The following is a 26288-nucleotide window of genomic DNA, read 5'->3' on the forward strand; positions in this document are numbered from 1 at the left end:
ACTGTAGAGAGCTCCAAAAGCCATATTTACAAACTTGTCGTAAATGTTTACTACCGACTCACTGAGCTGTTTTAATGATTTGTTATCCTAGGTTGCATATTTAGATTCACTATTCAAATCCAAAAACCAAAACAAAGGATATGTTATGAAAACTTTATATTCAACCAAAGCGACTGTTACTGGCGGCCGGGCAGGTTCAGCAAGCTTAAGTGACAATGACCTGACTATAAACATGGTACCACCAGGCTCTGGAAAAGAGGGCAATAACCCAGAACAACTATTTGCCATGGGATACAGTGCCTGCTTTGATGGCGCCCTTGCAGCTGTTAAGCAAATGGAAAAAGCAAAGTTTGATTCAACCACTTCAATTGAAGTAGATTTGCTTCAAGGCGAAGGCCATGACTATAAACTGGCTGCTAAAATTCATGTCATTGGTGAAAATACAGAATTGTCAGCTGACGAGTTTCAACAGTTGGTCGAGAAAGCGCACCAAGTATGCCCATATTCTAAAGCCACACGCGGCAACATCGATGTTGAAGTCACCTCAGAAGTAAAGTAACGCATTATGAGACTCATTATCAATGATTAATTAAGAAAGTAGTTAATTAAAAATACGTTAATTATAGAAGAACTCAGCTGGTCTGGGTTCTTTTTTTGTTTGAAATTTTGGTGAAAAAATAAAACCGCCAGAACATCTCGTAACGGTTAAGCAGTTCGGCACGCACTGTTTTTATCGTTATAATAAGGACATATTTTTATCTAATAGCTGATAAGTGACTTTTATGACTGATAATATAGCTGACAATACCGCCGATAACGACCACAACTCCCATCAAGCACTCGATCCTAAAACCTTACCGAATTTTGACGATATGCCAAATGTGGCACTGATGGATACCAGTCACGTAGACAAAGATCAGCCGCCCTTTATCTTAGTCGACGGCTCGTATTATCTGTTTCGCACCTATCATGCCCTCCCAAAGACCATGCAAAACTCGCAGGGTCTAATCACCAATGCGATTCGCGGTACCTTGAATGCGCTGCTAAAACTGATGCGTCGTTATCACCCTACTCATATGGCCGTCTGCTTCGATACAAAGTCACCGACTTTTCGCCATCATATGTCGCCTGACTATAAGGCCGCTCGTCCGCCTATCGATATAGAGCTGGTAGAGCAAATTCCTTATATTCATCGTTTGGTCAGCGCCTTGGGTATTCCGCTATTACGTATCGAGGGTGCAGAGGCCGATGATATCATCGGTACACTTGCCTATCGTGCCGTCGAGCAAGGTCACCATGTGGTCATCTCAACGGGCGATAAAGACATGATGCAGTTGGTCAATGATTGCGTCATCTTAGAAGACAGCTTTACTGGTAAAGTCACGGATACACCAGCGGTGATCGATAAGTTCGGCATTAACCCAAACCAAATGATTGATTTTTTGACGCTCATGGGTGATGCCTCTGACGGTATCAAAGGTGTACCTGGCATCGGTAAAAAGACCGCTAAAGACCTACTCGTTGAGTATGGTGATATTGAAAACATGCTCAAGCACATTGGCTTTATCAAAGGTCGCGGGGCGAAAGGTCTGATCGAACACGCCGACGATATTCCTTTTAATAGGAAGCTAGCCACCATCGTCACCAACTTAGCCATCGGTCAGGACTGGAACGATCTAAAAATCAATACCGATCCTTGTGCATATATAGATGAGCTGCGCGACCTGTACAATGAGCTTGAGTTTAGAAACGAGCTGGCATCGCTCGATCATCCAAACCATCCTGCAAACGGCTCAAAGAGTGTCTCGGATAGCCAAGCCAATGCTGAGTCACAAGCGCAAGTCGCCAAATCGCTGCAAGCAAACAGTGGCGATGACATCAAGGTCAACCATCAGGATAAAGCGTGGCATACTGTGCTCGACGAACCTGCGTTTGATAGCTTGGTCGAGTTATTAGAAGCAGCGCCACATTTTGTCATTGATACCGAAACCACCAGCGTCCATTGGCGCGAGGCCCAAATCGTCGGTCTATCTTTTGCTGTGCAAGCACACGAGGCTTACTATGTGCCACTCACCCACAGCTTAGAAGGTGATGAGCTAACAGCAAAACAGCTCGATCGTGATACGGTATTGGCACGCTTAAAGCCTGTGCTAGAAAACCCAAATATCGGCAAAATCGGACAGCATCTAAAATACGACGCACATATCTTCGCACACTATGACATCGACTTAGTTGGTGCGATACATGAGCAGCCAAACAACTGGGCGATGGATACCATGCTGGCAAGCTACGTCATTAACGCAGCAGCCACTCGCCACGGTATGGACGATCTAGCACGCCATTATCTGCAAACGCAGACCATCAGCTTTGAGGAAGTTGCAGGTAAAGGCGCGAAACAAGTCACCTTTGACCAAGTAGCTATCGATATTGCGAGTGACTATGCTTGTGAAGATGCCGATATCACCTATCAGCTGTTTGACGTATTCAGCGTTGAGCTGGCTAATGACGCCAATAACGCCAAGCTACTCCATGAGCTTGAGATTCCAACGGCTGAGATACTTTGTCAAATGGAAGCGCATGGTATTCTCATCAAACGCTCATTTTTGAACGAGCTGTCAAAGCGCTTCGATGAAGAAATCATCGCGCTCGAGCAGCGTGCCTACGAGGTGGCGGGTGAAGAATTTAACTTAGGCTCGCCAAAGCAGCTCGGTGAGATGCTGTTTGAAAAGCTAGGCGTGGCTGGTGGCAAAAAAACCAAGTCTGGTCAATACTCGACTGGTGAGGCTGTACTGTCGAAAATTGATCATCCGTTGGTTGATATTACGCTAGAGTATCGCGGACTGTCCAAGCTTAAGAGCACTTATACCGACGCACTCGATAATGTCGCAGATAGCGAAACCGATCGTGTACATACTAGCTACCATCAGGCGTTAACGAGCACTGGGCGTTTGTCATCGACAGATCCTAACTTACAGAATATTCCGATTCGTACGGCGACGGGTCGCCTGATTCGCCAAGCCTTTATCGCACCAGAAGGTCGTGTGATCTTAGCGGCGGATTATTCACAGATTGAATTGCGTCTGATGGCGCACTTCTCAGGCGATAGCAACCTGACTCATGCCTTTAACGAAGGTCTAGATATTCATGCTGCCACTGCTGCCGAAGTGCTAAGCAAAGAGGTCGCGGACGTCACGCCAACGGAGCGCCGTAATGCCAAGGCTATTAATTTTGGACTGCTATATGGCATGAGTGCTTTTGGACTTGCCAAGCAGTTACAGATGAGCCGCGGTGAAGCACAAGACTACATTGATATGTACTTTGAGCGCTACCCAGGTGTCAAAAACTATATGATCAATACGCGCGCTAGTGCGTACGAGCAAGGCTACGTTGAGACGATATTGGGTCGTAAACTCTATACGCCTGATATCAATCACAGTAATCGTATGGTTAAGCAAGGTGCCGAGCGCGCGGCGATTAATGCACCGTTACAAGGCTCAGCCGCTGATTTAATCAAACTTGCCATGATCGCCGTGGACAAGGTACTGCCTAAAGATCAGGCCAAAATGCTGCTACAAGTCCATGATGAATTGGTGTTTGAAGTGGATGCCGATAAGGTAGACGCGGTTAGCCAATTGATTACGGATGCCATGCAAGATGTCCTAGCGACAACTGCGGTCGATAAAGGCTGGACTGTCGACTTTGCAGTGCCATTATTGGTTGAGACGGACAGTGGTCAGAACTGGGATGAAGCACACTAATTATTGACTTTGGGGAGTTTATAGCTTCCCACAACGTAGAGATAACATGCATTTCGGGGTTTTATGCTTACCAACACTAAAAGTCAAACTTAACCCATTGTTTGCTATGTTTAGTCAGTTAGTACAATCATCGATAGAGTGAAGGGTAATATTTATTTTTATATTACCTATACAAACAACCACTTATGACCAATTGGTTATATTTTATGACGTTATCATCGTCAAGCTAGGTTATAATAGCGTCCTATAGATTATCTGTATTTAGTGAGACAGTTTTGGTTAGAGTGAGCCTACGGGCTCACTTTTTTGTTTTTGACACATTTTTTGACGCGCAGGAGCCAGTTATTTTGAATTCAGATGGCCTCATTGAAATCCCCGGTATGATCCTGTTGTTTGCCTGTTTGCTACGTTGCGCACAATACCTTGTACAAAGTCATATCAAACACATTCAGGCTTTTTGGTTAGCAGCGCTACTGGTATTTGTCGCTGTGATACGACGGGAATTGAACTATCTACCAGATTTGTTGGTTCCAAGCGACTTCTCTTTTTTGAATCAGTCTTATGACTGGTGGGAAGATAGTGTACTTACCGTTATTTATCTCGTGGCGCTTGGGCTATTGGCGTATTCGAGAAAATACCTCTGGGCAGTACTAAAGAACGTACCTGTTTCACTATATCTCAGCGCTGCAGTACTGGCAATTATCCAATATATGGGAGAGAACGCCATTGTATTCCCGCATACATGGGGAGAAGTTGTCGAAGAATTGTCGGAAACGGCTATCTATGCGATTGCCTTGATCTATTTGTGGCGTTTCAAACTGGCTGACTATGAATCGTATCTGATGCAGAAATTAAATTATAAATTCAAGCATACCAATAGCTAAAACGATCATTATCCTGACTCATACTTAATAGTTTAGTGGCTCAAGCTGTATAAAAAATGCTGCAAAATCGGACGGCTGCTCAATATGAGTAGCCGTTTTGCATTTCGTCCATCGCCTTACATATTTTGAACATCCTGTCACACCTTACTACTAGTGAAAATTCTAATAACCGTACAGACTGTTCAGTAGAATAACACTGTCAAAATAAATAATACTTTTACAAGCACGTACGATAATTTTATTGCCAATAATTACAATAAGGAATGACTTATGGAAAACTCAAAAAACCCACTACCAGAAGAGATGGATCATATCGATGGCAATAGCCGCAATGACGGTGTCGTTGGTCAAACCGATGAAGACAATCAGTTGGTCGATCTAGACAATCCGATGTTACATACTATCGATAATGATGATGTCATCGATAACAGCGCTGGTTTTGATAACTCAGAAGTTGGTAGCGCAGCTACACAAGGGCTAACGCCGATGCACCGTCAAAACATTGATGAATCACGCGTAGATGAGGTGTTGGTACAGGACAATCTTGATGACAGTGATTATCCAGATGCGATGGATATCGCCGATAGAGATGCTGCAGAGCGCAGCAATGACGATGATTTTTAGAATCTAATACGACTACTGGAGTACTTCTTTAAATCAGAAAAGCACACCTAACGATAGTAGGTGTGCTTTTTTATAGCTTGTAATTCAGTTGATAATTATATAGATGCTAACCATGCTATGCCCAACCATCAAGCGTACCCGCCCACCCTTTTACAAGAGGCAAGCTCAATGCTTCAAGCAACTCAATATGGGTCTCATCAAGGTTAAGTGCGGGAATGTAGTGATACTCTTGCCCGCCTGCTTCCAGAAAATTATCACGGTTTTCAATGGCCAGCTCCTCTAGCGTCTCAAGACAATCCGCTGAAAATGCAGGACTAACGACTTGTACTGAGCGTACGCCAGACTTGCCCCAGTCTTCTAATACCACATCAGTATATGGCTTTACCCACTCTTGCTTACCAAAACGTGACTGGAAACTAATAATCCATTCATCCTCTTTTAGACCAAGTGCGTGCGCTACTTGCGCCGCCGTACATTTACAACGCTTAGGATAAGGGTCGCCCTTATCCGCGTAGGGCTGCGGGATACCATGGAAGCTAAACATTAACTTGTCAGGCTTGCCATGCTTCTCTTGGAAGCGGCGAATCGAGTTGGCCAATGCTTGAATGTATAGCGGATGAGCAAAGTAGTCTTTGACAATCGTATAGTTTGGCAGATTACGCTGCTTGAGTGTCCACTTCGTCAGCGCATCGTATACCGCGCCACCAGAAGAGGCCGAGTACTGCGGAAACAATGGCAGAATGACAAAGTGATCCACCCCTTCTTCGCGTAGTGCATCCATGACATCAGGCAGTCCAGGATTGCCATAGCTCATCGCAGGATGCACAGAGACACGAAATGGCGCCACACTGTTTGCCAGACGCGGTTCCAATAGCTCAACTTGGCTATTGAGTATCTTACGAATCGGTGAGTCTCCCTCCCAAATGCTGGCATAAGCTTTTGCCACGCGCTTAGGACGACTGGGCAATACAAACAAATTCAAGATGATTGCCCATAAAAACTTGGGAATCTCAATCACGCGCGGATCTGACAGGAACTGTTTGAGATAGCGACGTACGGCAGGTGCCGTTGGCTCATCTGGTGTACCGAGGTTTACTAACAGGACAGCAATACGTGGAGGCAATTCAGGTTTCATAGCAGCACTATTTATCAGCAGTAAGTTATTGGAGATAATGTCACAACTATCACAATAAGAGAACGCAGGATTGTGTAGACACTATGGAATATAGACATCTTTAGTGTAGCATTTTATCCATGAATAGCGCATGGCAAAAGCACTCTTATACAATTTGATACGCAGTTGTCCTTTATTCTTTCCTTATTCATTATATTTGGCACTTATTCATTATTCGTCTATGACCTATTTGCTACAGGGATGACACTCGAAAGGTTTGTTGAAAGGTTGTACTCCTACGCGCATCGCCATACAATAGGCAAGCCCTGCTTATAAAAACTGGGTAGGCAAAATAGTCTGCCAACCGCTTGCCATTTTGTTTTTATTTTATTGATGACTGTCGTCCTGTGAGGTAGCTTTGAACGCACGCTCTGATAACACTAATGACCAGCACTCCAACTCTCATGCCAAAGCCAGCAGCCCAGCCAATTCTGCTGCTAGATCAGTTGGTATTGTTACGCCACAGAACTACCATTTTGCCGAGCCATTGACCCTAGAGTGCAACCGTACTCTGCCCTCGTTTGACTTGATGGTAGAGACTTATGGGACACTCAATAGCGACCATTCAAATGCTATTTTAATTTGTCATGCACTATCAGGTAATCACCACGCCGCAGGTTTTCATAGCGTTGATGACAAAAAAGCGGGCTGGTGGGACAATATGATCGGTCCTAATAAGGCTATCGATACCAATCGGTTCTATGTGGTGTGCGTCAATAATATCGGTAGCTGTTTTGGTTCGACAGGTCCTACTACTATCAACCCAGATAGCGGTGGCTCAGATGCTATCAATACAAATAGCAGCGATGAGCCACAAGTTTATGGCCCTGACTTTCCGCTGATCACCATCAAAGACTGGGTGAAAACCCAAGCCATGTTATCAGATCGCCTAGGCATCGACGTTTGGCACGCCATCGTTGGTGGCTCAATGGGCGGTATGCAAGCGTTACAATGGTCTGTTGATTATCCAGAGCGGTTAAAGCGCTGTGTGGTTATCGCCAGTACGCCAAAGCTCTCTGCCCAGAATATCGCCTTCAACGAAGTCGCACGTCAGTCTATATTGTCCGATCCTGACTTTAAAGATGGTCGCTATATACAAGCAGGTACATACCCTCGCCGCGGTCTCATACTGGCACGCATGGTCGGTCATATCACCTATCTGACTGATGACGCGATGAAAGCCAAATTTGGCCGTGATTTGAAATCTGGCAAATTTATGTATGGCTACGATGTCGAGTTTCAGGTTGAAAGCTACCTACGCTATCAGGGCGAACGCTTTAGTGAAAATTTCGATGCCAATACCTATCTGCTCATGACCAAAGCGCTAGACTATTTTGATCCGACACGTGGCTATCCATCAGCCGTAGTGAAAGACAGTACAGAGTCTGCTATACCGCTAGAGGACTCAATCGCAGCGGCTGTTGAGACGGATAAGAAAAATACGCAAAATGAGTTAGAAGGTGCGGTAGCGACGATTGAAGAGATTGGATCTGATCATCAGCAAGAACTTTCTGCGCTCAAAGCTGCTCTCGCTCATACGCAGTGTCAATATCTAGTCGTGTCATTTACCACTGATTGGCGCTTTGCACCCGAGCGCTCGCAAGAGATCGTGGACGCGCTAATGGCAACGGGCAAACCCGTCAGTTATATCAATATTGATGCCCCGCATGGTCATGATTCTTTCTTATTTGATATCCCACGCTACATGGGTGCGGTCGAAGGGTTTTTGACGGCGCCTTTTATTACCCCTAGTCGCCAAGCCACAGGAGAGCGCTCATGAGAATGGATCACCAATTGGCAGAGCGCTGGATTGCGCCGCAAGCACACGTACTTGATCTGGGCTGCGGGAACGGCGAGCTCCTCGCACATTTGCAACACAAGCTGGGCGTAACAGGCTATGGCCTTGAGATTGATGAAGACAAAATCAATGAAGCAATTGGTAATGGCTTATCGATTATTGAGCAAGATCTAAACGATGGATTGGCACGTTTTGCTGATGACAGTTTTGATACCGTCGTCATGGCGCGTGCCCTGCAAGCGGTAAAGTCCCCTGATGTGCTATTGCTGGATATGTTGAGAGTTGCCCGTGAAGCGGTCATTACCTTCCCTAACTTTGCCCATTGGCAAAACCGTATCCATTTGGGGCTTAAAGGCATGATGCCTGTTTCAGAAGCGCTGCCTTATGAGTGGTACAACACCCCAAACATTCATCTGTGTACATTCAAGGACTTTGAGCAGCTATGCGCGCAGCATGATATTCATATCATTAATCGTTTTGCTGTTAGTGATTCTGAGAAAGGACATACGCCATTGATGAAAGCGCTCATACGCCAAGCGCCTAATTTGTTAGCAGATGTTGCCATCTACCGAGTAACGAAGAAAAAACCGAAGTAATGTCAGTTGTTTGATTTATACTGACGCAAATAAAAACGTGCTTATCAGTAGATATTCGCGCCCGTCAAACAGTCAATTGGTTATTGTCTTATAGTAACTCTATGATTTTAATAGGGACAATCAGGTATAGATGGCTATGAAATCTTGTAATTAGTATTTGAGTTTCGTAAGTTTGGGTGTTAAGCTAGCAAAATGTTGTCAGCCACCCTACTATTACGACCGTCTGTCTAATTATTGGGGTTCAAGCGACGATACAAAAATGATAAAACCCATTGCTAATGATTAGGTAAGTTCATATCGCAAGATGTCACCTAGTTGTTATCGCCGTCTAAAACACTTTGGCGGTACAATTTTTTTGCTTATTAACTGCCTAATTTTGGAGCTGCTATGAAATTATTAAAAGCTGCGTTGTTTACTGCATTATTCTCTTGTGCTGGTTTAGCCAATGCTGAGTTAATATCAAACGTACCGCTTGATACCTCACGTTTTGAGCTTATGCCTGTGAGTGAGCTATCCAGTCGTGCTTCTCAAGGTAACGATCACGCTCAGTTCTATCTAGCCAAGCGTTTGCAAAAAGGTGAAGGTATTGCCCAAAATACCCAACAAGCAATCCAATGGTACACCAAAGCGGCTCAACAAGGCGTTGCTCCTGCTCAGCTAAACCTTGCTATTATGTACTTACGCGGTGAAGGCGTACAGCCTAACCTGCAACAAGCACGTCTGTGGTTGGAAAAAGCCGCCATGCGTGGTGATAACCGTGCCAGCTATACACTTGCCCTATTAGATGAAAAGCAAAAGAATCTGGTCGATGCTTATAAATGGTATGATTTGGCTGCCCGTGATGGCATGCTAGATGAAAAAGTCCGTAACAAAGCTCGCGGTAAAATCGGTCAGTTGGCATTAAACTTATCAAGTGATGACATTGCCAGCGCACGTACCAAAGCAGACACTTGGTTCCAGAGTAAATAAACGCTAGTTTTGTATGACGCATTGAATATAAAAAAGCTCAGTATTTTACTGGGCTTTTTTGTTTTTTATCTTATGAAGAAACCGTCAATTAATAGAGAAACTGCCGATCCTTTTTAACGGTTTCGGCTCAAACACGATAAGCTATTCAAAACCTTATCAAAATTTGCTACACTACGCGCGCATTAGTAATCCCACAATTGAGCTAATGTTATATATATCTACTTTTTTATTACCATTGCACTAGGTTTGCGACCTAGCCAGCAGGAGAGAGACATGAGCACCAACCAAGATAGTAATACCAAAGAAAACGCGATAACGGATAACCAGTCAGCACCTGTCTACGATAGCATTACCAACAACATCGTCGTTGCTGCGTTATATAAGTTCACACGCTTTGCCGATTTTGAGCACTATCGTGAGCCTATCCTAAATACTATGCTGGGTAATGACGTCAAAGGCACATTGTTGCTGGCCAGTGAAGGCATCAACGGGACGATTTCTGGTACGCGCCAAGGTATCGACACTGTACTTGACTATCTACGCAGTATCGAGGCGATTGGTACTTTTACTTTTAAAGAGTCTTATACGAACGCGCAGCCGTTCTATCGCACTAAGGTAAAACTAAAAAAAGAAATCGTCACCATGGGCGTAGAAAACATCGACCCCTTGGAGTCTGTTGGTCGCTATGTAAAACCAAGCGAATGGAATGCACTAATCTCAGATCCTGAGGTCACCTTGATCGACACGCGTAACGATTACGAGGTGCAAATCGGCACTTTCCAAAATGCGGTCAATCCAAATACGGAGACCTTCCGTGAGTTTCCAGAGTACGTCTCAAAAGAGCTGGACCCCACCAAGCACAAAAAAGTCGCCATGTTCTGTACGGGCGGTATTCGCTGTGAGAAATCTACTGCCTATTTGCGCGAGCAAGGGTTTGAAGAGGTCTATCATCTAGAAGGTGGCATCCTAAAATACCTAGAAGAAGTTCCTGCCAGCGACTCTATGTGGCAGGGTGATTGCTTCGTCTTTGACAACCGTGTATCGGTCAATCACAATTTAGAAAAAGGCAGCTACGAGCAGTGTTTTGCATGCCGTATGCCAATCACTGCCGATGATATGCAGAGTCCAGCCTATATTAAAGGCGAATCCTGCCCGCACTGTATCGACAAAGCGACTGATGAGCAAAAAGCCCGCTTCCGTGAGCGTGAGCACCAAATGCAGTTGGCAAAACAACGCGGCGAAGCTCATATCGGTAGTGACGTAATAGACGTCATCGAAAAGCGTAAAGTCGCTAAGACTGAAGCGCGTCTACAAGCAGAAGCTGCCAATAAAGCAAAAGCCAACTAGTTTAGATTTGGCAAAATAAAAAGAGAGGCTCTATTAAATAGAGCCTCTCTTTTTTTGACTTCAAGCAAGGTTAACGCTGTCACTTTTTTCTAATGAATTGACTATATTAGAATAAAATGCGTACGCGGATAGTCTCTTCCACATCTTTTAACTGATCTAGTGCAGCAGTCGAGTCGTTGTAATCGACATCCATAACTAGATAACCCACATCGCCTTCTGTCATCAGGCTCTGTGCTAGGATGTTAATCCCTGCTTCAGCAAACAGACGGTTAATCTGCGACAGTACACCTGGTACGTTTTTGTGGATATGTAGCAGACGATGCGAGTTTTCTTTGAACGGAATAGACACTTCTGGGAAGTTTACCGCCGTCGCTGTATCACCTTGGTCAGAGTATCTAACGAACTTATCTGCGACTTCAAGACCGATATTGGCCTGAGCTTCTTGCGTTGACCCACCGATATGCGGCGTCAAAATCACATTATCGAACTTACGTAATGGTGACTCAAACTCTTCGTCCGCTGATTTTGGCTCTTTTGGGAACACATCGATAGCCGCGCCCAATACTTTACCAGACTCAAGCACAGCCGCCAGATCATCAATCTCGACACAGGTACCGCGTGCCGCGTTGATAAAATAACTGCCGTCTTTCATTTGAGCGAACTGCTCCGCTTTCATCATATAGCGAGTGCTTGGCACGTCAGGTACATGCAAGGTCACGATATCAGCCGTTGATAGTAGCTCTTCTAGGCTGCCTACTTGTACCGCATTACCTAACGGCAATTTGGTCACGACATCATGATAGATAACTTTCATGCCGAAGCTCTCTGCCAGCACAGACAACTGCGAGCCGATAGAGCCGTAACCGACGATACCGATAGTCTTACCGCGCACTTCATGCGAGTTGGTCGCAGACTTACCCCAGCCGCCGCGATGTACAGTGGCATTCTTTTCAGGGATACCGCGGTATAGCATGATGGCTTCGGCCAATACCAGCTCAGCCACTGAACGGGTGTTCGAGAATGGCGCGTTAAAGACAGGAATACCTAAGTCACGAGCTGCCTCTAGGTCTACTTGGTTGGTACCAATACAAAAGCACCCAATGCCGATAAGCTTGTGCGCATGCTCAAGTACTTCGCGCGTCAGCTGAGTACGCGAACGAATACCGATAAAATGAGCGTCTTTGATTTTCTCAATCAGCTCATCTTTGTCTAGTGCGTGACTGATATTCTCGATGTTGTGATAACCAGCGCCTTCTAGTACTTTTAGGGCATTGTCATGTAGACCTTCAAGCAATAAAAACCGGATTTTGTCTTTTTGTAGTGATAACGCCATATGAGAACTGTCCTATAATTGTTTTATAAGATTATCTGTTGGATAATCTATGATGAGTGAAACGAAAACAGTCCCGATATCTTACACAAAATTTGAGGTCGATGTTAGCAGATTAGATGAATTATTGGTTATCAAGCCTGAAAAATTTTTATGCTATAGTGAATCATTCTACTTAAAACCTATCGAACTGCTTTTTTATCATTGACCGCTTCTTATTTGTAAAAACCGCCACCCACTTATTGTTATCACGAGCAGACTCATCACTGAATTTATAGTTGTTTCGCTATATAATAAGCAGTACCAACATTCCTAGCATCGTGCTTACGCTAATATTGAGAGTTGACCATGACGACCATTACCGATCAGCCCATATCCGATACCAACACCACTGCTGTGCAAACGATCTTGAGCACGCTCATTGATGCCCATCAATTTGACCTCAGCCAAATCAAAACCGATGCGGAGAGCTTAGAGCATTGGGGCAAAGACTGGACCAAACACTTCGCCCCTGCTGCCGCTGCCATCGTCTTTCCAAAGAGCACTGAGCAAGTACAAGCCATTGTGCTACTGGCTAATGAGCACAACGTCGTGCTGACCCCAAGTGGCGGTCGTACTGGACTGTCTGCTGGTGCAGTAGCAGCCAATGGTGAGATTGTCGTTAGTATGGATAAAATGAACCAGATTGGGCAGTTCTATCCTGCTGATCGTATGGTCGAGATTGAAGCAGGTGTCATCACAGAGCAACTGCAACAGTTCGCTGAATCAAAAGAGTTATATTACCCTGTTGATTTTGCTTCAGCAGGCTCTAGCCAAATGGGCGGTAATATCGGCACCAACGCAGGCGGCATCAAAGTCATTCGCTATGGCATGACTCGTCAATGGATCATGGGGCTGACCGTCGTCACGGGTAAAGGCGATATCTTGCACCTCAACCGCGGCATGGTAAAGAACGCTACTGGCTATGATTTGCGTCAATTGTTCATCGGTAGTGAAGGTACGCTTGGGCTCGTTACCCATGCACAGATTAAGCTTGAGCGTCAGCCACAAGACTTAAACGTCATGGTGCTTGGCATGGACAGCTTTAATGATGTCATGAATGTACTCTCTGCCTTTCAAGCACAGATTGATTTGACCGCGTTTGAGTTCTTTGATGATGTGGCCATTGATAAGCTGATGGCACATGGTCAAGTACAAGAGCCGTTTGAATCACGTACCAAGTTTTATACACTACTAGAGTTCGAAGCGCCTTATGAGCCAATCATGGATAAAGCCATGGCCATATTTGAGCACTGTATGGAGCAAAGCTGGGTCGTCGATGGTGTGATGAGCCAAAGCTTGGCGCAAGCGGCAGAGCTGTGGAAACTGCGTGAATACATCTCTGAGACCATCTCAGTGTTTACGCCTTATAAGAATGATGTCTCTGTACTGATTAGTCATGTGCCTCATTTTATCGAAGAGATCGACAGTATTGTGAGCACTAACTATCCAGATTTTGAAGTTTGTTGGTTCGGTCATATCGGCGATGGCAATTTGCACCTTAATATCTTAAAACCTGAGAACATGAGCAAGGATGATTTCTTTGCAGAGTGTCAGGTAGTGAATAAACACGTGTTTGAAACCGTACAAAAATACGGCGGTTCAGTATCTGCCGAGCATGGCGTAGGTATGACAAAAAAGCCTTATCTACAATATAGTCGCAGCGAAACTGAGATCAATTACTTGCGAGACATCAAAAGAGTCTTTGATCCAAATAACATTATGAACCGTGGTAAGATTTTTGATATGTAAGCATTAGAGTTCACAAATATATTCCAATGCTTTGTCACAAAAAAGACGCTAAACCATCAGGCTTAGCGTCTTTTTTTGCGGATAATATCTATCGTTTATAAATATAACAGTATCAGCGCGACGACCAGTAACACACTTAAAAACCCTTGAATGATCAAAAATGCCTGATGCGGTGCTGCAATATGGCGAAACATGTTACCCAATGCATTGTAAGTAATGCCTGCCGCTTTGATATGCGGTGGACTATCAAAGGTTTTTATCGTTTGCAAAAACCGCTCTGTACGATCAGATGACCAACCGTGCGGTGCAAATGGCAAAAACGGTGACAGCTGTGCTGCTTGCTCTTTGGTAGCAGGCGACCATAGCCAGCGCTCCAAAAACAGTAAACGCATACGCCAATCCGTAAAGCTACGACGATTGATCACCTCCAGCAACAATACTTCGATGTTTTTGTGACGACTGTCCGCAAATATACGCTCTTTGAGGGCAAATACGTGTCTTTTCTCACCTTCGATACACTGTAAAAAATGCCCATTGCCATAACATAAAGTACCGGTAATACCGTGCTGCTCGTTGTAATTACGAGCATGTCCTTCTACTTCATCAAAAATAGAAGTATTCAGGCGTGAGCTGATGGTCAACGTACTCACATAAACCAGCTGCACCAATGCCGATTCTTCTATATCTTCCCATCTCTTGATTCTATTGCTACGATTTGAGGGCATAATAAAATAATCCTAAAAGCCGATAAATACGGCTAAATGAAACAAGCAAAACGATACTATGCCTGAGGTAAATAAAGGTACTGACTCACACAAACGTAGCAAATAGTTACTACGTAGGACTATTATTACCTCTGCAGCTTGCTATCATAGCAAGCAAAATGAAGGGTACTGATAGATATTACTTAGATTATATATTTATATAATAAATAGCAAAACAATAACCGTTATGAAAGCATTGTATGATTATGTTTTTTCGCTATTGATGATGCGATAAAGATCACACAGTACAGCATGCAATAGTTACTGCCGTTTGCTTTCTATAGTAGTCAAAATAAACCTCAAACATACTGAGCAATATGGCATAAGATGTGACTATAACCTATTGTAAATACGGCAATAAATCATTGTAACGGCTCTGTCTGGTTATTGACATATTTTTATTGGTTTTTTTATAAAAAATTGACAGAATATAGTTTTTGATATCTTTATCTTAGACATACTCAAATTTAGTAGAGACTTAACACAGGAATATTATGAGCAAAATTGAAAAGCTAGACGACTTTCATCTTACGATCGCTGAAATTAAGAAAAAAGACTACCCGCAACTCAAAGCATTGATGGATCGTGTCTATGTCAACTTGGGCGGCGCATGGTCAAAGACAACCATTCATACTTTGATTGATGCTTTTCCTGAAGGTCAGATTGCCTTGTTTGACCATGACCAATTAATCGGTATCGTGCTCTCAATGCGTGTCGATTACGCAAAGTTCTCTAACCCGCACACCTATGATGATTTGATTGGGCAAAAAGAAATCATTAGAGACAACCCTGAAGGTGATGCAATTTACGGTTTGGACGCGCTGATCGACCCTGATTATCGTGGCTATCGCCTTGGTCGCCGTCTTTATGATGCTCGTAAAGAGCTGTGTCGTCAGTTGAATTTTCGCTCTATCCTTGCCGGTGGCCGTATTCCTAATTACCACAATCATAAAGACCTGACCCCAGGCGAGTACATCGATGCGGTCGAAAGCCGCGAAATTCATGATTCAGCGCTGTCTTTTCAGTTATCAAATGGCTTTATTGTCAAACGTATCTTGACCGCTTATCTACCAGACGATAAGCAATCAAAAGGCTTTGCTACCTTGCTCGAGTGGGCCAACATCTATTATGAGCCTAAAGACTACAAACCCAACACACGCAAATCTGAAGTGCGTATTGGCGGTATTCAGTGGCAGATGCGTGAAGTTGAATCTCCTGAAGAGCTCCTACAACAGGTTGAATTTTTTGTCGATATCATGGCTGATTACAACTCAGACTTCGCGTGCTTGCCTGAGTTCTTTAATGCACCATTGATGGGGCTATGTGAAGAAACAGATCAGAATATTGCCATTCGCTTTTTGGCAGGTTATACCGAGTGGTTCAAAAATGAGATTTCGCACTTAGCGGTCAGTTACAACGTCAATGTGATTACAGGCTCTATGCCGTATTTGGATGAAGACGATACGCTATACAACGTCAGCTACTTGTGTCGCCGCGATGGTACGGTTGAAGAACAACGCAAAATCCACATTACGCCGCATGAGCGTAGCGCTTGGGTCATCGAAGGTGGTGATGAAGTCAAAGTGTTCGACACAGATGCTGGACGTATCGGTATCTTGGTCTGCTACGACGTTGAGTTCCCTGAACTTGCCCGACTGATGGCTCTTGACGATATGGATATTTTATTCGTACCTTTCTGGACAGACACCAAAAACGGCTATCTGCGTGTACGTCATTGTGCCCAAGCGCGTGCGATCGAGAACGAATGCTATGTCATGATTTGCGGCTCGGTAGGCAACTTACCACAAGTAGAGAGCTTGGATATTCAGTACGCTCAGTCGTCGATTTTTTCACCGTCAGATTTTGCGTTCCCGCATGATGCGATTATGGCAGAAACCACGGCCAACACCGAGATGGTATTCTTCTCTGATGTAAACTTAGACAAACTTACTCATGTCCGCCATGAAGGTTCAGTACATAACTTGATTGATCGCCGTGATGACTTGTTTAGCTTGAAATGGAAGCGAAAATCCAAAGTTCCAGCGAGCAAATTAACTGATGAGCAGCGCCGTGAAAACTCAGGCAGCGTCCTGATTGGCGATCCATTGCAAAATCGAGCGCAAAAGCCGTAGTTAATTGTAGTTCGTTACGGTCGATTGACGTAGCACCCTTAGAGTAAATTTTACAAACTATACGGCTGATTTTCAGCCGTTTATTTTTATCTACTATCTACTTACTCATTTGTTAAATAGACTTATCTAAACCAAAAAGCCAACGTAATGACAATTGATACTATGCATCAAAAAGTTAAGCATCAAGAAGTAAACCCTGCCAAGACAACAAAGCAAAAGATATTATCTATCCTAAAAACGGTCGTGATATATGGCTTGATGTTCGCGGTCATCTATACAGCGGTCAACTGGTGGCGACAACCGGTCATGCCAGCCAGTCCACAATTGCAACTGACTGATTATCAGGGAGAGACTATTGATCTGGCTGAGTTGAGTCATGAACAGCCGACGCTGGTCTATTTTTGGGGTACATGGTGTTCAGTCTGTAGTTTTACTTCACCTACCATCGATAAGCTAGTGGCAGATAACTATCCTGTTGTCACCATCGCTGTCCAATCAGGTTCTGATCTGGACTTACATAGCTACCTTGATAAAAACGATTTTAGTTTTAGGACGATAAATGATCAAGAGGGCGATATCTTTGACGATTGGCAAGGGCAAGTTACCCCATCATATGTGGTGTTAGAAAATGGCAAAATGACGCAAGGACTGACTGGCATACAGCCATTATGGTCGTTGAAGCTACGCTTATGGCTCGCCTCTGTTTTTTAGCGACTGAACCTGACTTTTTTAAAAATCATTTCAAAAAGAGGTCATCGTTATACTCTCATCAATGACATATAACGTAGATAAACGATTGATATTGGTCAAAATGAGGATGAGATTGCTCAGCTCTTTTTACCCTACCCTTTTTGTCATATAATAGCTGCCGATCTAAATATTTTTTCCTATTATTTATACAAGCATATTTTATGTTGCAATCGTCTCATTACCATTTATTATTGACATAACTATTTATGGACTAATGAGCGATAATGGCTATTTACTGGTATGACGGTTGATAAACCGACTATCATGAGCAATATACCTACTATTCGTAATTAAGCATTATCAATACCACGTGACCCTCAGTATTATATTGAACCACATTGAAAATCGAGCCTTATAGCCGGTTTTGAACCGACACACAAACCTACCTTTTAAAAAGATATCTTCTATGACTGATAAAAGCACTGATACCCCAAGCCAAGATTACAAAGATACGCTAAACCTTGCGGACACGCCATTTGCGATGCGTGCGAACCTTGCCAAACGCGAGCCAGATTGGCTAGCAGCTTGGGAAGCAGATGACGTGTACGGTAAAATTCGTCAGGCACGTACTGGTGCGACTAAGTATATTTTGCACGATGGCCCTCCGTATGCCAACGGTCAGATTCACTTGGGTCATGCAGTTAATAAAGTGTTAAAGGACATTATTGTAAAATCAAAAACGCTATCAGGATTTGACGCGCCTTATGTCCCTGGTTGGGACTGTCATGGTCTGCCGATCGAACAAAAGGTCGAAGCCAAAGTTGGTAAAGTGGGTAAAAAAGTCTCAGCAACTGAATTCCGTGGCCTATGCCGCGAGTATGCGAGCACGCAGATTGAACTGCAAAAGGCAGACTTTAAGCGTTTAGGGGTATTCGGTGATTGGGACAACCCTTATCTAACCATGAACTTCGCGCAGGAAGCCAATATCGTACGCGCGCTTGCCAAAATCTATGACAATGGTCATGTGACGCGCGGTATGAAGCCAGTCAACTGGTGCTTGGACTGTAGCTCAGCTCTTGCAGAAGCTGAAGTAGAATATCAAGACAAGGTCTCTGACGCGATCTATGTCAGTTTTGATGTACTTGATACGGACAAAGTAGCCGCATTGGCAGATATCGCAGATAACATCGCTGCGGTTATTTGGACGACCACGCCATGGACACTACCTGCTAACCAAGCAATCTCAGTCCATCCTGAGCATAACTATAGTGTCGTTGCGACTTCAAGGGGCAACTTACTACTGGCTGCTGATCTGGTTGAAACTGCATTGAGTGAGCTTAAACTAGACAACAACGGTATCTTAGCAACTGTATCAGGGCGTGAGCTTGAAGGCCTACGTGCTCAGCATCCACTGATTGAAGACCGTCAAGTGCCACTCATCTTGGGCGATCATGTCACTACCGATAGTGGTACTGGTCTGGTACATACCGCACCTGGTCACGGTTTAGACGATTATATCGTGGGTCTAAAATATAACTTACCTGTTGAAAACCCAGTAGGCGGTACAGGCGTTTATTTAGATAGCGCAGCGGTATTTGCAGGTGAGCACATCTATAAAGCCAATCCAAAAATCATCGCTGCTCTACATGACAATGGTCACTTAGTCAGCCATACCAAAATCGAGCACAGCTATCCGCATTGCTGGCGTCATAAGTCGCCAATTATTTTCCGTGCAACCCCGCAGTGGTTTATCAATATGGAAACCCAAGGTCTACGTGCTCGCGCGCTTGCTGATATTCCGTCGGTGAACTGGACACCAGCATGGGGACAGAACCGCATCGAGGCGATGATGAATGGTCGTCCTGACTGGTGTATCTCACGTCAGCGTACGTGGGGCGTGCCAATTACGTTCTTTACCCACAAAGAAACAGGCGAGCTGCATCCAAACACGCTTGAGCTGATGGAAACTGCCGCACAAAAAATCGCTGAGGGCGGTGTTGAGGCTTGGTTTGATGCCAGCTGTGAGGACTTCTTAGGCAATGAAGCGGCTGACTATGACAAAGCAACGGACACGTTGGACGTGTGGTTCGATTCAGGCACGACGCATTTTGCGGTACTTGACCAGCGCGATGAGCTGACCAATCCAGCTGATATGTATCTAGAAGGCTCTGACCAACATCGCGGTTGGTTCCAGACATCTCTACTAACCTCAGAAGCCATATATGAGCGTCCACCGTTTAAACAAGTATTGACCCATGGCTTTGTGGTTGATGAAAACGGTCGTAAGATGAGTAAGTCATTGGGCAACATCATCACCCCGCAAGAAGAGATCAATAAAACGGGCGCTGATATGCTGCGTCTGTGGATTGCTTCTAGTGACTATCGTTACGAGATGAGCGCTGGTAAAGCATCATTTAAAGGGGCGATAGATCAATATCGCCGTATCCGTAATACTCTGCGTTTCTTACTTGCCAACACCGATGATTTTGATCCAGCAACTGACAGCATTGACATCAATGAGTTGGTTAGCCTTGATAAATTCATTATTGAGCGTGCGCAAACTGTACAAGCGCAAATCATGAGTGCTTATGATGCGATGGACTTCCATCAGGTCACGCAGCACGTAACGGCGTTCTGCTCGCAAGACTTGGGTAGTTTCTATTTAGATATTATCAAGGATCGTCAGTACACCACGCAGGCGGATGGACAGCCGCGTCGCTCTGCACAGACGGCCATCTACCATATCACTCATGCACTGATTCGCTGGATCACACCAATCTTGTCATTCACGGCGCAAGAAGCATGGGAAGTGCTGAACCAACGTGAAGCAGACAAAGGCGGCTATGTATTCACTCAAGAGTGGTACGAGTTCCCAGCGTTTGAACTCAGTGCCGTCAATAATGATGACTGGCAACGTATTATGTTTGCCAAAGACATGGTAAACAAACATATCGAGACCGCACGTGGCGAAAAAATCATCAATGCTAACTTGTCTGCCGATGTGAGCCTATACGCTGACGGTGCGATGCATGAGAGCTTAGCCAAGCTGGGTGAAGAACTGCGCTTTGTATTGATTACTAGTAAAGCAGCTCTAAAGCCAATGAGCGAAGCACCTGCTGATAGTAAGCAGACAGACGATACGATCGCAGAGAGTACAGAAGAGGTTGTCGACTTAGTCGTACAAGTCAGTGCAGCTACTGGTACTAAGTGTGTACGCTGCTGGCACATCCGTGATGACATCGGCACAGATAGCGCACACCCTGAACTATGTGCGCGCTGCGTGACCAACGTCAGTGGTGACGGCGAGGTACGTCATTATGCCTAACCCAACGGATTCACCTGAAAGCCCGCATGACTCGCAGGTTGAGGTTGACCATTCACCTAAGCCTGCTCATGCGACCACAGGTAGCTCAACCACGCCTAGAAGCCGTCTGGCAAAATCAACAAAGAAGGCACCAAAACTGGTAGCCAATGGCAGTCGCGCTTTTATGTGGTATGCGCTAGCATTGGTTATCATTGTCATCGATCAATGGACCAAATGGCTGGCAGAAACCAAACTGACCTTTCACGATCCAGTGCCAGTGATTGAGCCATTTCTCAATTGGACACTCGCTTATAACTACGGCGCAGCATTTAGCTTCTTGGCAGATGCGGGTGGTTGGCAGAAATGGTTCTTTTCAGGATTGGCATTACTCATGTCAATGGTCTTGATTGTTTATCTGATTAAAGCGCCGCGCAAAGCCACTTTGCTATCATTTGGTCTGGCTTTAGTATTGGGCGGCGCAGTTGGTAACCTTATCGATCGTCTATTGCATGGCCATGTGATTGATTTTATCCATGTGCATTATGCTGATGTTTGGCATTATCCGATTTTTAATATTGCAGACATCGGTATCTCTATCGGTGTTGTACTGATTATCATTGATATGTTGTTTTTGGAAAAAAAGCGTGAAATGCCGCGGTCGTAGCATCTAATCTTAGATATACCAGTACAAAGAGGTCCTGCTATAGCTATCTATAGTGGGACTTTTCAGTTATCTATATCATAAATTACCAAGATCACTTTCGCGATTTGTGGTTTGAGAATTTATCCGGCTCTGTATATCTGCTTACCAACGATGATTAGATTTACCGTTTCATCTGATTCGACTAATTTATCTGGATAGTCTTTATTCAAGCTGTGTAGCCGCAGCATATTGTCTGCTTCTATAAATATCTGTTTAAACATAGCATACTTACCATTCAATATTACGGCGTATATATCACCATCTCTTATAACGGTATCATCTGTGGCAATTCCCACTCTATCTTGGATATTTATGTATGGCTGCATGCTATCATCTATCGCAAAAGTCATTCTAAAACAATCAACGCTTATACCTTTATTTATAAAGTAATTAGGTTGGAAAAAATATATGTCTTTGACTTCTTCAAAATCACAACTATTTTTTTCTTTATTGAAGAAGAAGGATTTATAAATTGGTATCTCGATTAATCCATTAGCTATTTTTTCAGAAAATTTCTCAACTACTTCTTGGGCTAAACCATTATGTTCATGGTCTAGCCAGTTGAGAGGTTTGTTAAAAAACGCTTCTATCTTACTTGCAGTTTCGTCACCAATAGCTTTGATAGGATTCTTACCTATATAATGACCTAATAATGCATAATTGATCTTTGTACCTTGTGATAGATCCATTCTTTTTGTTTTATGTTGCTGCATAAGTCTTCTGACGTTCTCACGTTTAATGTCTTCGATACTAGTAAATATTTTAGACACTTATCCCTCCGTTAATTTCATTTCTGCGAAGTCTATTTTTAGAAAAACTCTGTCAACGTCTCTAACCCACCACCCGCCAATAAAAACAACAAGCCTGCCATGTTAATGACAACGGTCAAATAATAGGTGACCCGAAACTCAGGTTTTTGTGATTTGTGACGCAGATACGTCTGAGCCAATAGCGCGCCTACCCAACCGCCGAGCGCGCTCAGCATGTGCAAGGTTGACTCGGGCGTACGCCAGTCGCCACTTTGTGCGGCCGCCTTGTCTTTGGCATACATGCCATAAGTAATAACCCCTAATGCGACGTACCAGCCGACCACCAGCCAGCTCAGCTTATCTGTCGCTGCCAATAAAACTAAAACACCATAAAAAGCCAGTCCAAGGAATGAGCGTTTCTTTTGACCCGCTTCAAACTCTGCCTGATGGCTACGTTTCTGATTACGCTGACGAATCTGCTGATTTTTTTGTGCCATTTTTTGCTGTACGAAACCAAGCTCTTGTACTTGTTTGGCCTGCCTGCGCCCTTCTGCATCCTGTCCAATGCTAAAGACCACTGCCTCACCGATATCAGGACAGCGCTGAGCCTTAAACTCACTCACATGAAAGAAAACAGACTCGCCTGCTTCAGTTTCAATAAAACCAAACCCTTTATCGTCCTGCCATTTTTTGACAGTGCCTTGTTGTTTATTCACCACCGACACCTCATATCTTTTAGAATTGCCAGTTATAGTACACCATATGCGTTACATTATTGACGCTTACATCTGGCCTTAGATGGCTTATTATTTCTTACACTATAATGGTCTAATTAAAAACACTGCAATCAAACGCGTTATTTTCTATTCATTTATTCTAGCAACAGATGGCTTTTTATTATGACTCAATCTCAATTTATTAATCCAAACGAAGACACTCGTATCGCTTACGGTAGCCTTGTAAGGCTACACTTCGAAGTGTCATTAGAAAACGGCACCATCATCGACTCGACCTTCAATCGGGATGCGCCTGTGTCATTGACTATCGGTGATGAGAGTTTGTTACCTGGTTTTGAGCAAGTACTAATGAACCTACGCGCCGGTGACACTCGTACCGCACACCTTGAGCCAGAGCAAGCATTTGGTGAGTGGAATCCTGAAAACATCCAACACTTTAGCCGTACTCAGTTTGCGCTCGTCGCTGACAACCCAGAGATTGGTATGATGGTTGAGTTCGAAGATAAAGGCAAAAACACCCTACCCGGTACGATCAGCGCCATCGATGAGGACCAAGTCGAAGTAGACTTTAACCATCCACTGGCAGGACAAGATGTTCTGTTTAAAGTAAAAGTCTTTAAGGTCACACCGCCTGGTGTTACTGGTATCAAATTGATGTAAATATCAATAAGTACAACCCCTCTAAAAATAAATATCGATAAAAAACAGTCAAAAAGGAGACTTGCATGCAGTATCAAACATTACCGCAACTCGATGAAAAAGTATCTAAGATCTGTCTAGGTACGATGACTTGGGGACAGCAAAACAATGAAGCTCAGGCTCATGAGCAAATGGACATGGCACTCTCTGAAGGTGTGAACTTTTGGGATACTGCCGAGATGTATCCGTCACCACCAGACAAAGACAAACAGGGTGATACTGAGCGCTGTATGGGTACTTGGTTTGACAAGACCAAACGGCGTGACAAAGTTGTTCTTGCTAGCAAAATATCACCCATGGATTTTTTGCGTGATGGTCAAACGCGCTTTAACGCGCAGCATATCAGTAGCGCTATTGACGGCAACCTTGAACGTCTCCAAACTGATTATATCGATATCTATCAGCTACACTGGCCTGAGCGTAAAACAAACTTTTTCGGTCAGCGCGGCTATACAGAAGACATGGCAGCGCAGTCATTAGATGACTTAACGCCTTTTCTAGAGACTATTCAGGCGCTGAATGACGAGATCAAAAAAGGTCGCATTCGTGCTTATGGCTTATCAAACGATACCGCCTGGGGTCTCATGCGCTACTTATGGGAAGCGGATAAAAACGGCTTGATTGCCCCCATTACCGTACAAAACCCATATAGTTTGTTGAACCGGTTGTATGAAGTTAATATGGCTGAGATTGCCCATCGTGAGAATGTTGGTCTACTCGCGTATTCACCGCTTGGTTTTGGTGTATTGTCTGGTAAATACCTCGATGGCAAACGTCCAGCTGGTGCGCGTCTGACGATGTATGATCGTTTCGGACGTTATGTGAATGAACAAGCCAAATCAGCCACTGAGCAATATGCCAAGATAGCCGCTGAGGCAGGTCTAGACATGGCACAGATGTCATTAGCCTTTGTGAACTCTCGTCACTTTGTCACCAGTAACATCATTGGCGCCACGACGACCGAACAGCTCAAATCAAACATCGATAGTGTCAATGTAGAGCTGACAGCAGATGTGTTAGAGGCTATTGAAGCGGTACATGCGCAGCAGCCTAATCCATCACCATAGCTCGTTGGAGGACATCAGTGTTGATAGCGTTTACTGCGTGATATTGTATTTAGCCTATTAGCACTGACACAAAAAAGGCGCAAATCGGAGTCATATAACTCACGGTTTGCGCCTTTTTGTTGGCTAGATTATGTTACAAACACTACAAGCACTCGCTACTACAAACCATCAGTCCTGCACTGGTGTGTTAAGGACTCTTGAATGCAGCTCTGCTAAGCCTTCTTGCATACGTGCCTGCAATACATTGGTCAGCTCACTTTTAGTACAGCCTTTTGGATCGATCGGTGCTAATGGTAAGACATAAGCGGTGACATCTTTGCTATCGAGCACTTTTTTCATGCTCTCTTTCATGGTCAGTTTGCCATAGTATGGTAGTGCGTCACTCAAGGTGCCCTCTTTATCAATATAAGCGATGATAATCGGTCTGATAGGTACGTCAGCGTCTATGGCTGATTGTAGCAGTGTCCCATGAATGCGCTTGATTTTTTTGCCACTGGTTGTGGTGGCTTCAGGGAAGAACACCACCGAAAAACCTTTGGCTAAGAAATCAGCTATTTGTGAGGATACGGAGCCTGCGTCACCGGAACCACGCTCAATGAAAAGCGTCCCTGCGGCGTGAGCGAGCTTGCCAAATACAGGCCACTCACCAATCTCAGCTTTGGACAAAAAGAATGCTGGACTTACCGTGCCAACAACAGGGATATCCATCCATGAGACATGGTTCGATACCCACAACCCGTGAAGCTGCTCTACAGGCTCAACTTCAACTACCTTTACCCCAAACGAGCCTACCATCTTGCGACAAAACGTCTGAATATAACGTGGTAGTTTTTCGCGTGGTGGCTGCTTAAATGCACCGATACGCTGTGCCGCACGTAAACCGCCGACCATGGTCGTGGTCATACCAGCGATTTGCTTACCGCGACCCAACTGTCGTCTGAGTGAAAAGCTTGATTTAGCTTGGCTCATCTGCGCCCTCATGATTAAATAACGGGTGTTTAATAGTCAAAAAACGAGCCCAGTATAGCAAAGTTCACACACTCAGTGATAGCTTGTTCACTCAGTGAGTGTTTACTTTTATACAAATAGTCAATAAAGCAGATTTATGACAACTTATCCGCAGCAAACGCTGTAACATAAAACTATCGCTAATTATGCTCATACCCTTTAAT

At 44.3% G+C, this 26288-nt stretch carries 21 protein-coding genes; 15 read left to right on the forward strand and 6 right to left on the reverse strand.

What is annotated here, in order from left to right; genetic code table 11:
• The first annotated feature begins 145 nt into the window (after nucleotides 1–145).
• The 4 genes from AC5JPO_RS06470 (at nucleotide 146) to AC5JPO_RS06485 (ending at nucleotide 5266) form a co-directional block, all read left to right on the forward strand.
• Entirely contained in the window at nucleotides 146–559 is a 414-nt protein-coding gene (locus AC5JPO_RS06470) for an organic hydroperoxide resistance protein (protein WP_071002265.1), read from the forward strand.
• A 223-nt stretch (nucleotides 560–782) separates the two neighbouring features.
• Nucleotides 783–3758 (forward strand): DNA polymerase I, encoded by a 2976-nt coding sequence (polA, locus tag AC5JPO_RS06475; RefSeq protein ID WP_493853573.1) that lies wholly within the window; start codon nucleotides 783–785, stop codon nucleotides 3756–3758.
• Nucleotides 3759–4138: 380 nt separating this feature from the next.
• On the forward strand, nucleotides 4139–4642 hold the full coding sequence (locus AC5JPO_RS06480) for a hypothetical protein (protein ID WP_493853574.1): 504 nt from the start codon (nucleotides 4139–4141) through the stop codon (nucleotides 4640–4642).
• Nucleotides 4643–4912: 270 nt separating this feature from the next.
• Nucleotides 4913–5266, forward strand: a complete 354-nt coding sequence (locus AC5JPO_RS06485) for a hypothetical protein (protein ID WP_493853575.1) — start codon at nucleotides 4913–4915, stop codon at nucleotides 5264–5266.
• A 115-nt stretch (nucleotides 5267–5381) separates the two neighbouring features.
• On the opposite strand, the gene hemH is transcribed toward AC5JPO_RS06485, so the two are convergent.
• On the reverse strand, nucleotides 5382–6401 hold the full coding sequence (gene hemH, locus AC5JPO_RS06490; protein ID WP_493853576.1) for a ferrochelatase: 1020 nt from the start codon (nucleotides 6399–6401) through the stop codon (nucleotides 5382–5384).
• A 490-nt stretch (nucleotides 6402–6891) separates the two neighbouring features.
• On the opposite strand from hemH, the gene metX reads away from it, so the two are divergent.
• From metX to trhO, 4 genes are all read left to right on the forward strand, one after another.
• Nucleotides 6892–8220 (forward strand): homoserine O-acetyltransferase MetX, encoded by a 1329-nt coding sequence (gene metX, locus AC5JPO_RS06495; RefSeq protein WP_442967675.1) that lies wholly within the window; start codon nucleotides 6892–6894, stop codon nucleotides 8218–8220.
• The gene (gene metW / locus AC5JPO_RS06500; protein WP_319051870.1) at nucleotides 8217–8834 is read left to right on the forward strand and encodes a methionine biosynthesis protein MetW; all 618 of its coding nucleotides are present in this window, start codon (nucleotides 8217–8219) and stop codon (nucleotides 8832–8834) included. Before metX ends, metW begins: the two co-directional genes overlap by 4 nt.
• A 387-nt stretch (nucleotides 8835–9221) precedes the next feature.
• Nucleotides 9222–9803, forward strand: coding sequence for a tetratricopeptide repeat protein (locus tag AC5JPO_RS06505; RefSeq protein WP_319051871.1), 582 nt, complete (start codon nucleotides 9222–9224; stop codon nucleotides 9801–9803).
• A 273-nt stretch (nucleotides 9804–10076) separates the two neighbouring features.
• On the forward strand, nucleotides 10077–11150 hold the full coding sequence (gene trhO, locus AC5JPO_RS06510) for an oxygen-dependent tRNA uridine(34) hydroxylase TrhO (protein ID WP_493853577.1): 1074 nt from the start codon (nucleotides 10077–10079) through the stop codon (nucleotides 11148–11150).
• Nucleotides 11151–11256: 106 nt separating this feature from the next.
• Here the strand turns inward: trhO and serA are convergent, their stop codons facing one another.
• A complete protein-coding gene (serA, locus tag AC5JPO_RS06515; RefSeq protein WP_443525500.1) occupies nucleotides 11257–12483 on the reverse strand; it encodes a phosphoglycerate dehydrogenase in 1227 nt (408 codons plus the stop codon).
• Nucleotides 12484–12828: 345 nt separating this feature from the next.
• Between serA and AC5JPO_RS06520 the strand changes: the two genes are divergently transcribed.
• The gene (locus AC5JPO_RS06520) at nucleotides 12829–14271 is read left to right on the forward strand and encodes an FAD-binding oxidoreductase (RefSeq protein ID WP_493853578.1); all 1443 of its coding nucleotides are present in this window, start codon (nucleotides 12829–12831) and stop codon (nucleotides 14269–14271) included.
• 95 nt (nucleotides 14272–14366) lie between these two features.
• On the opposite strand, the gene AC5JPO_RS06525 is transcribed toward AC5JPO_RS06520, so the two are convergent.
• Nucleotides 14367–14996 (reverse strand): BLUF domain-containing protein, encoded by a 630-nt coding sequence (locus tag AC5JPO_RS06525; RefSeq protein ID WP_493853579.1) that lies wholly within the window; start codon nucleotides 14994–14996, stop codon nucleotides 14367–14369.
• A gap of 533 nt (nucleotides 14997–15529) precedes the next feature.
• On the opposite strand from AC5JPO_RS06525, the gene AC5JPO_RS06530 reads away from it, so the two are divergent.
• From AC5JPO_RS06530 to lspA, 4 genes are all read left to right on the forward strand, one after another.
• Nucleotides 15530–17167, forward strand: a complete 1638-nt coding sequence (locus AC5JPO_RS06530) for a carbon-nitrogen hydrolase family protein (protein ID WP_443525495.1) — start codon at nucleotides 15530–15532, stop codon at nucleotides 17165–17167.
• A gap of 147 nt (nucleotides 17168–17314) precedes the next feature.
• Nucleotides 17315–17878 carry a protein disulfide oxidoreductase gene (locus AC5JPO_RS06535; RefSeq protein WP_493853580.1) on the forward strand — a complete coding sequence of 188 codons (564 nt, stop codon included), beginning with the start codon at nucleotides 17315–17317 and terminating at the stop codon, nucleotides 17876–17878.
• 445 nt (nucleotides 17879–18323) lie between these two features.
• Nucleotides 18324–21182 carry an isoleucine--tRNA ligase gene (gene ileS, locus AC5JPO_RS06540; protein WP_493853581.1) on the forward strand — a complete coding sequence of 953 codons (2859 nt, stop codon included), beginning with the start codon at nucleotides 18324–18326 and terminating at the stop codon, nucleotides 21180–21182.
• The gene (gene lspA, locus AC5JPO_RS06545; RefSeq protein ID WP_493853582.1) at nucleotides 21175–21825 is read left to right on the forward strand and encodes a signal peptidase II; all 651 of its coding nucleotides are present in this window, start codon (nucleotides 21175–21177) and stop codon (nucleotides 21823–21825) included. The genes ileS and lspA overlap by 8 nt, the downstream gene beginning before the upstream one ends.
• 119 nt (nucleotides 21826–21944) lie before the next feature.
• On the opposite strand, the gene AC5JPO_RS06550 is transcribed toward lspA, so the two are convergent.
• Nucleotides 21945–22634: a S24 family peptidase gene (locus AC5JPO_RS06550; RefSeq protein WP_493853583.1), complete on the reverse strand. Its 690-nt coding sequence runs from the start codon at nucleotides 22632–22634 to the stop codon at nucleotides 21945–21947.
• Nucleotides 22635–22672: 38 nt separating this feature from the next.
• Nucleotides 22673–23329, reverse strand: coding sequence for a DUF1294 domain-containing protein (locus AC5JPO_RS06555; protein ID WP_493853584.1), 657 nt, complete (start codon nucleotides 23327–23329; stop codon nucleotides 22673–22675).
• Nucleotides 23330–23512: 183 nt separating this feature from the next.
• Here AC5JPO_RS06555 and AC5JPO_RS06560 point away from each other — a divergent pair, with 183 nt between their 5' ends.
• On the forward strand, nucleotides 23513–24010 hold the full coding sequence (locus tag AC5JPO_RS06560; protein ID WP_493853585.1) for an FKBP-type peptidyl-prolyl cis-trans isomerase: 498 nt from the start codon (nucleotides 23513–23515) through the stop codon (nucleotides 24008–24010).
• A 65-nt stretch (nucleotides 24011–24075) separates the two neighbouring features.
• Entirely contained in the window at nucleotides 24076–25116 is a 1041-nt protein-coding gene (locus AC5JPO_RS06565; RefSeq protein ID WP_493853586.1) for an aldo/keto reductase, read from the forward strand.
• 168 nt (nucleotides 25117–25284) lie between these two features.
• Here AC5JPO_RS06565 and AC5JPO_RS06570 read toward each other — a convergent pair whose 3' ends face one another.
• Nucleotides 25285–26085, reverse strand: a complete 801-nt coding sequence (locus AC5JPO_RS06570) for a lysophospholipid acyltransferase family protein (protein WP_493843728.1) — start codon at nucleotides 26083–26085, stop codon at nucleotides 25285–25287.
• Nucleotides 26086–26288: the final 203 nt, after the last annotated feature.

The sequence above is a fragment of the Psychrobacter sp. H25 genome (genome assembly GCF_059076335.1).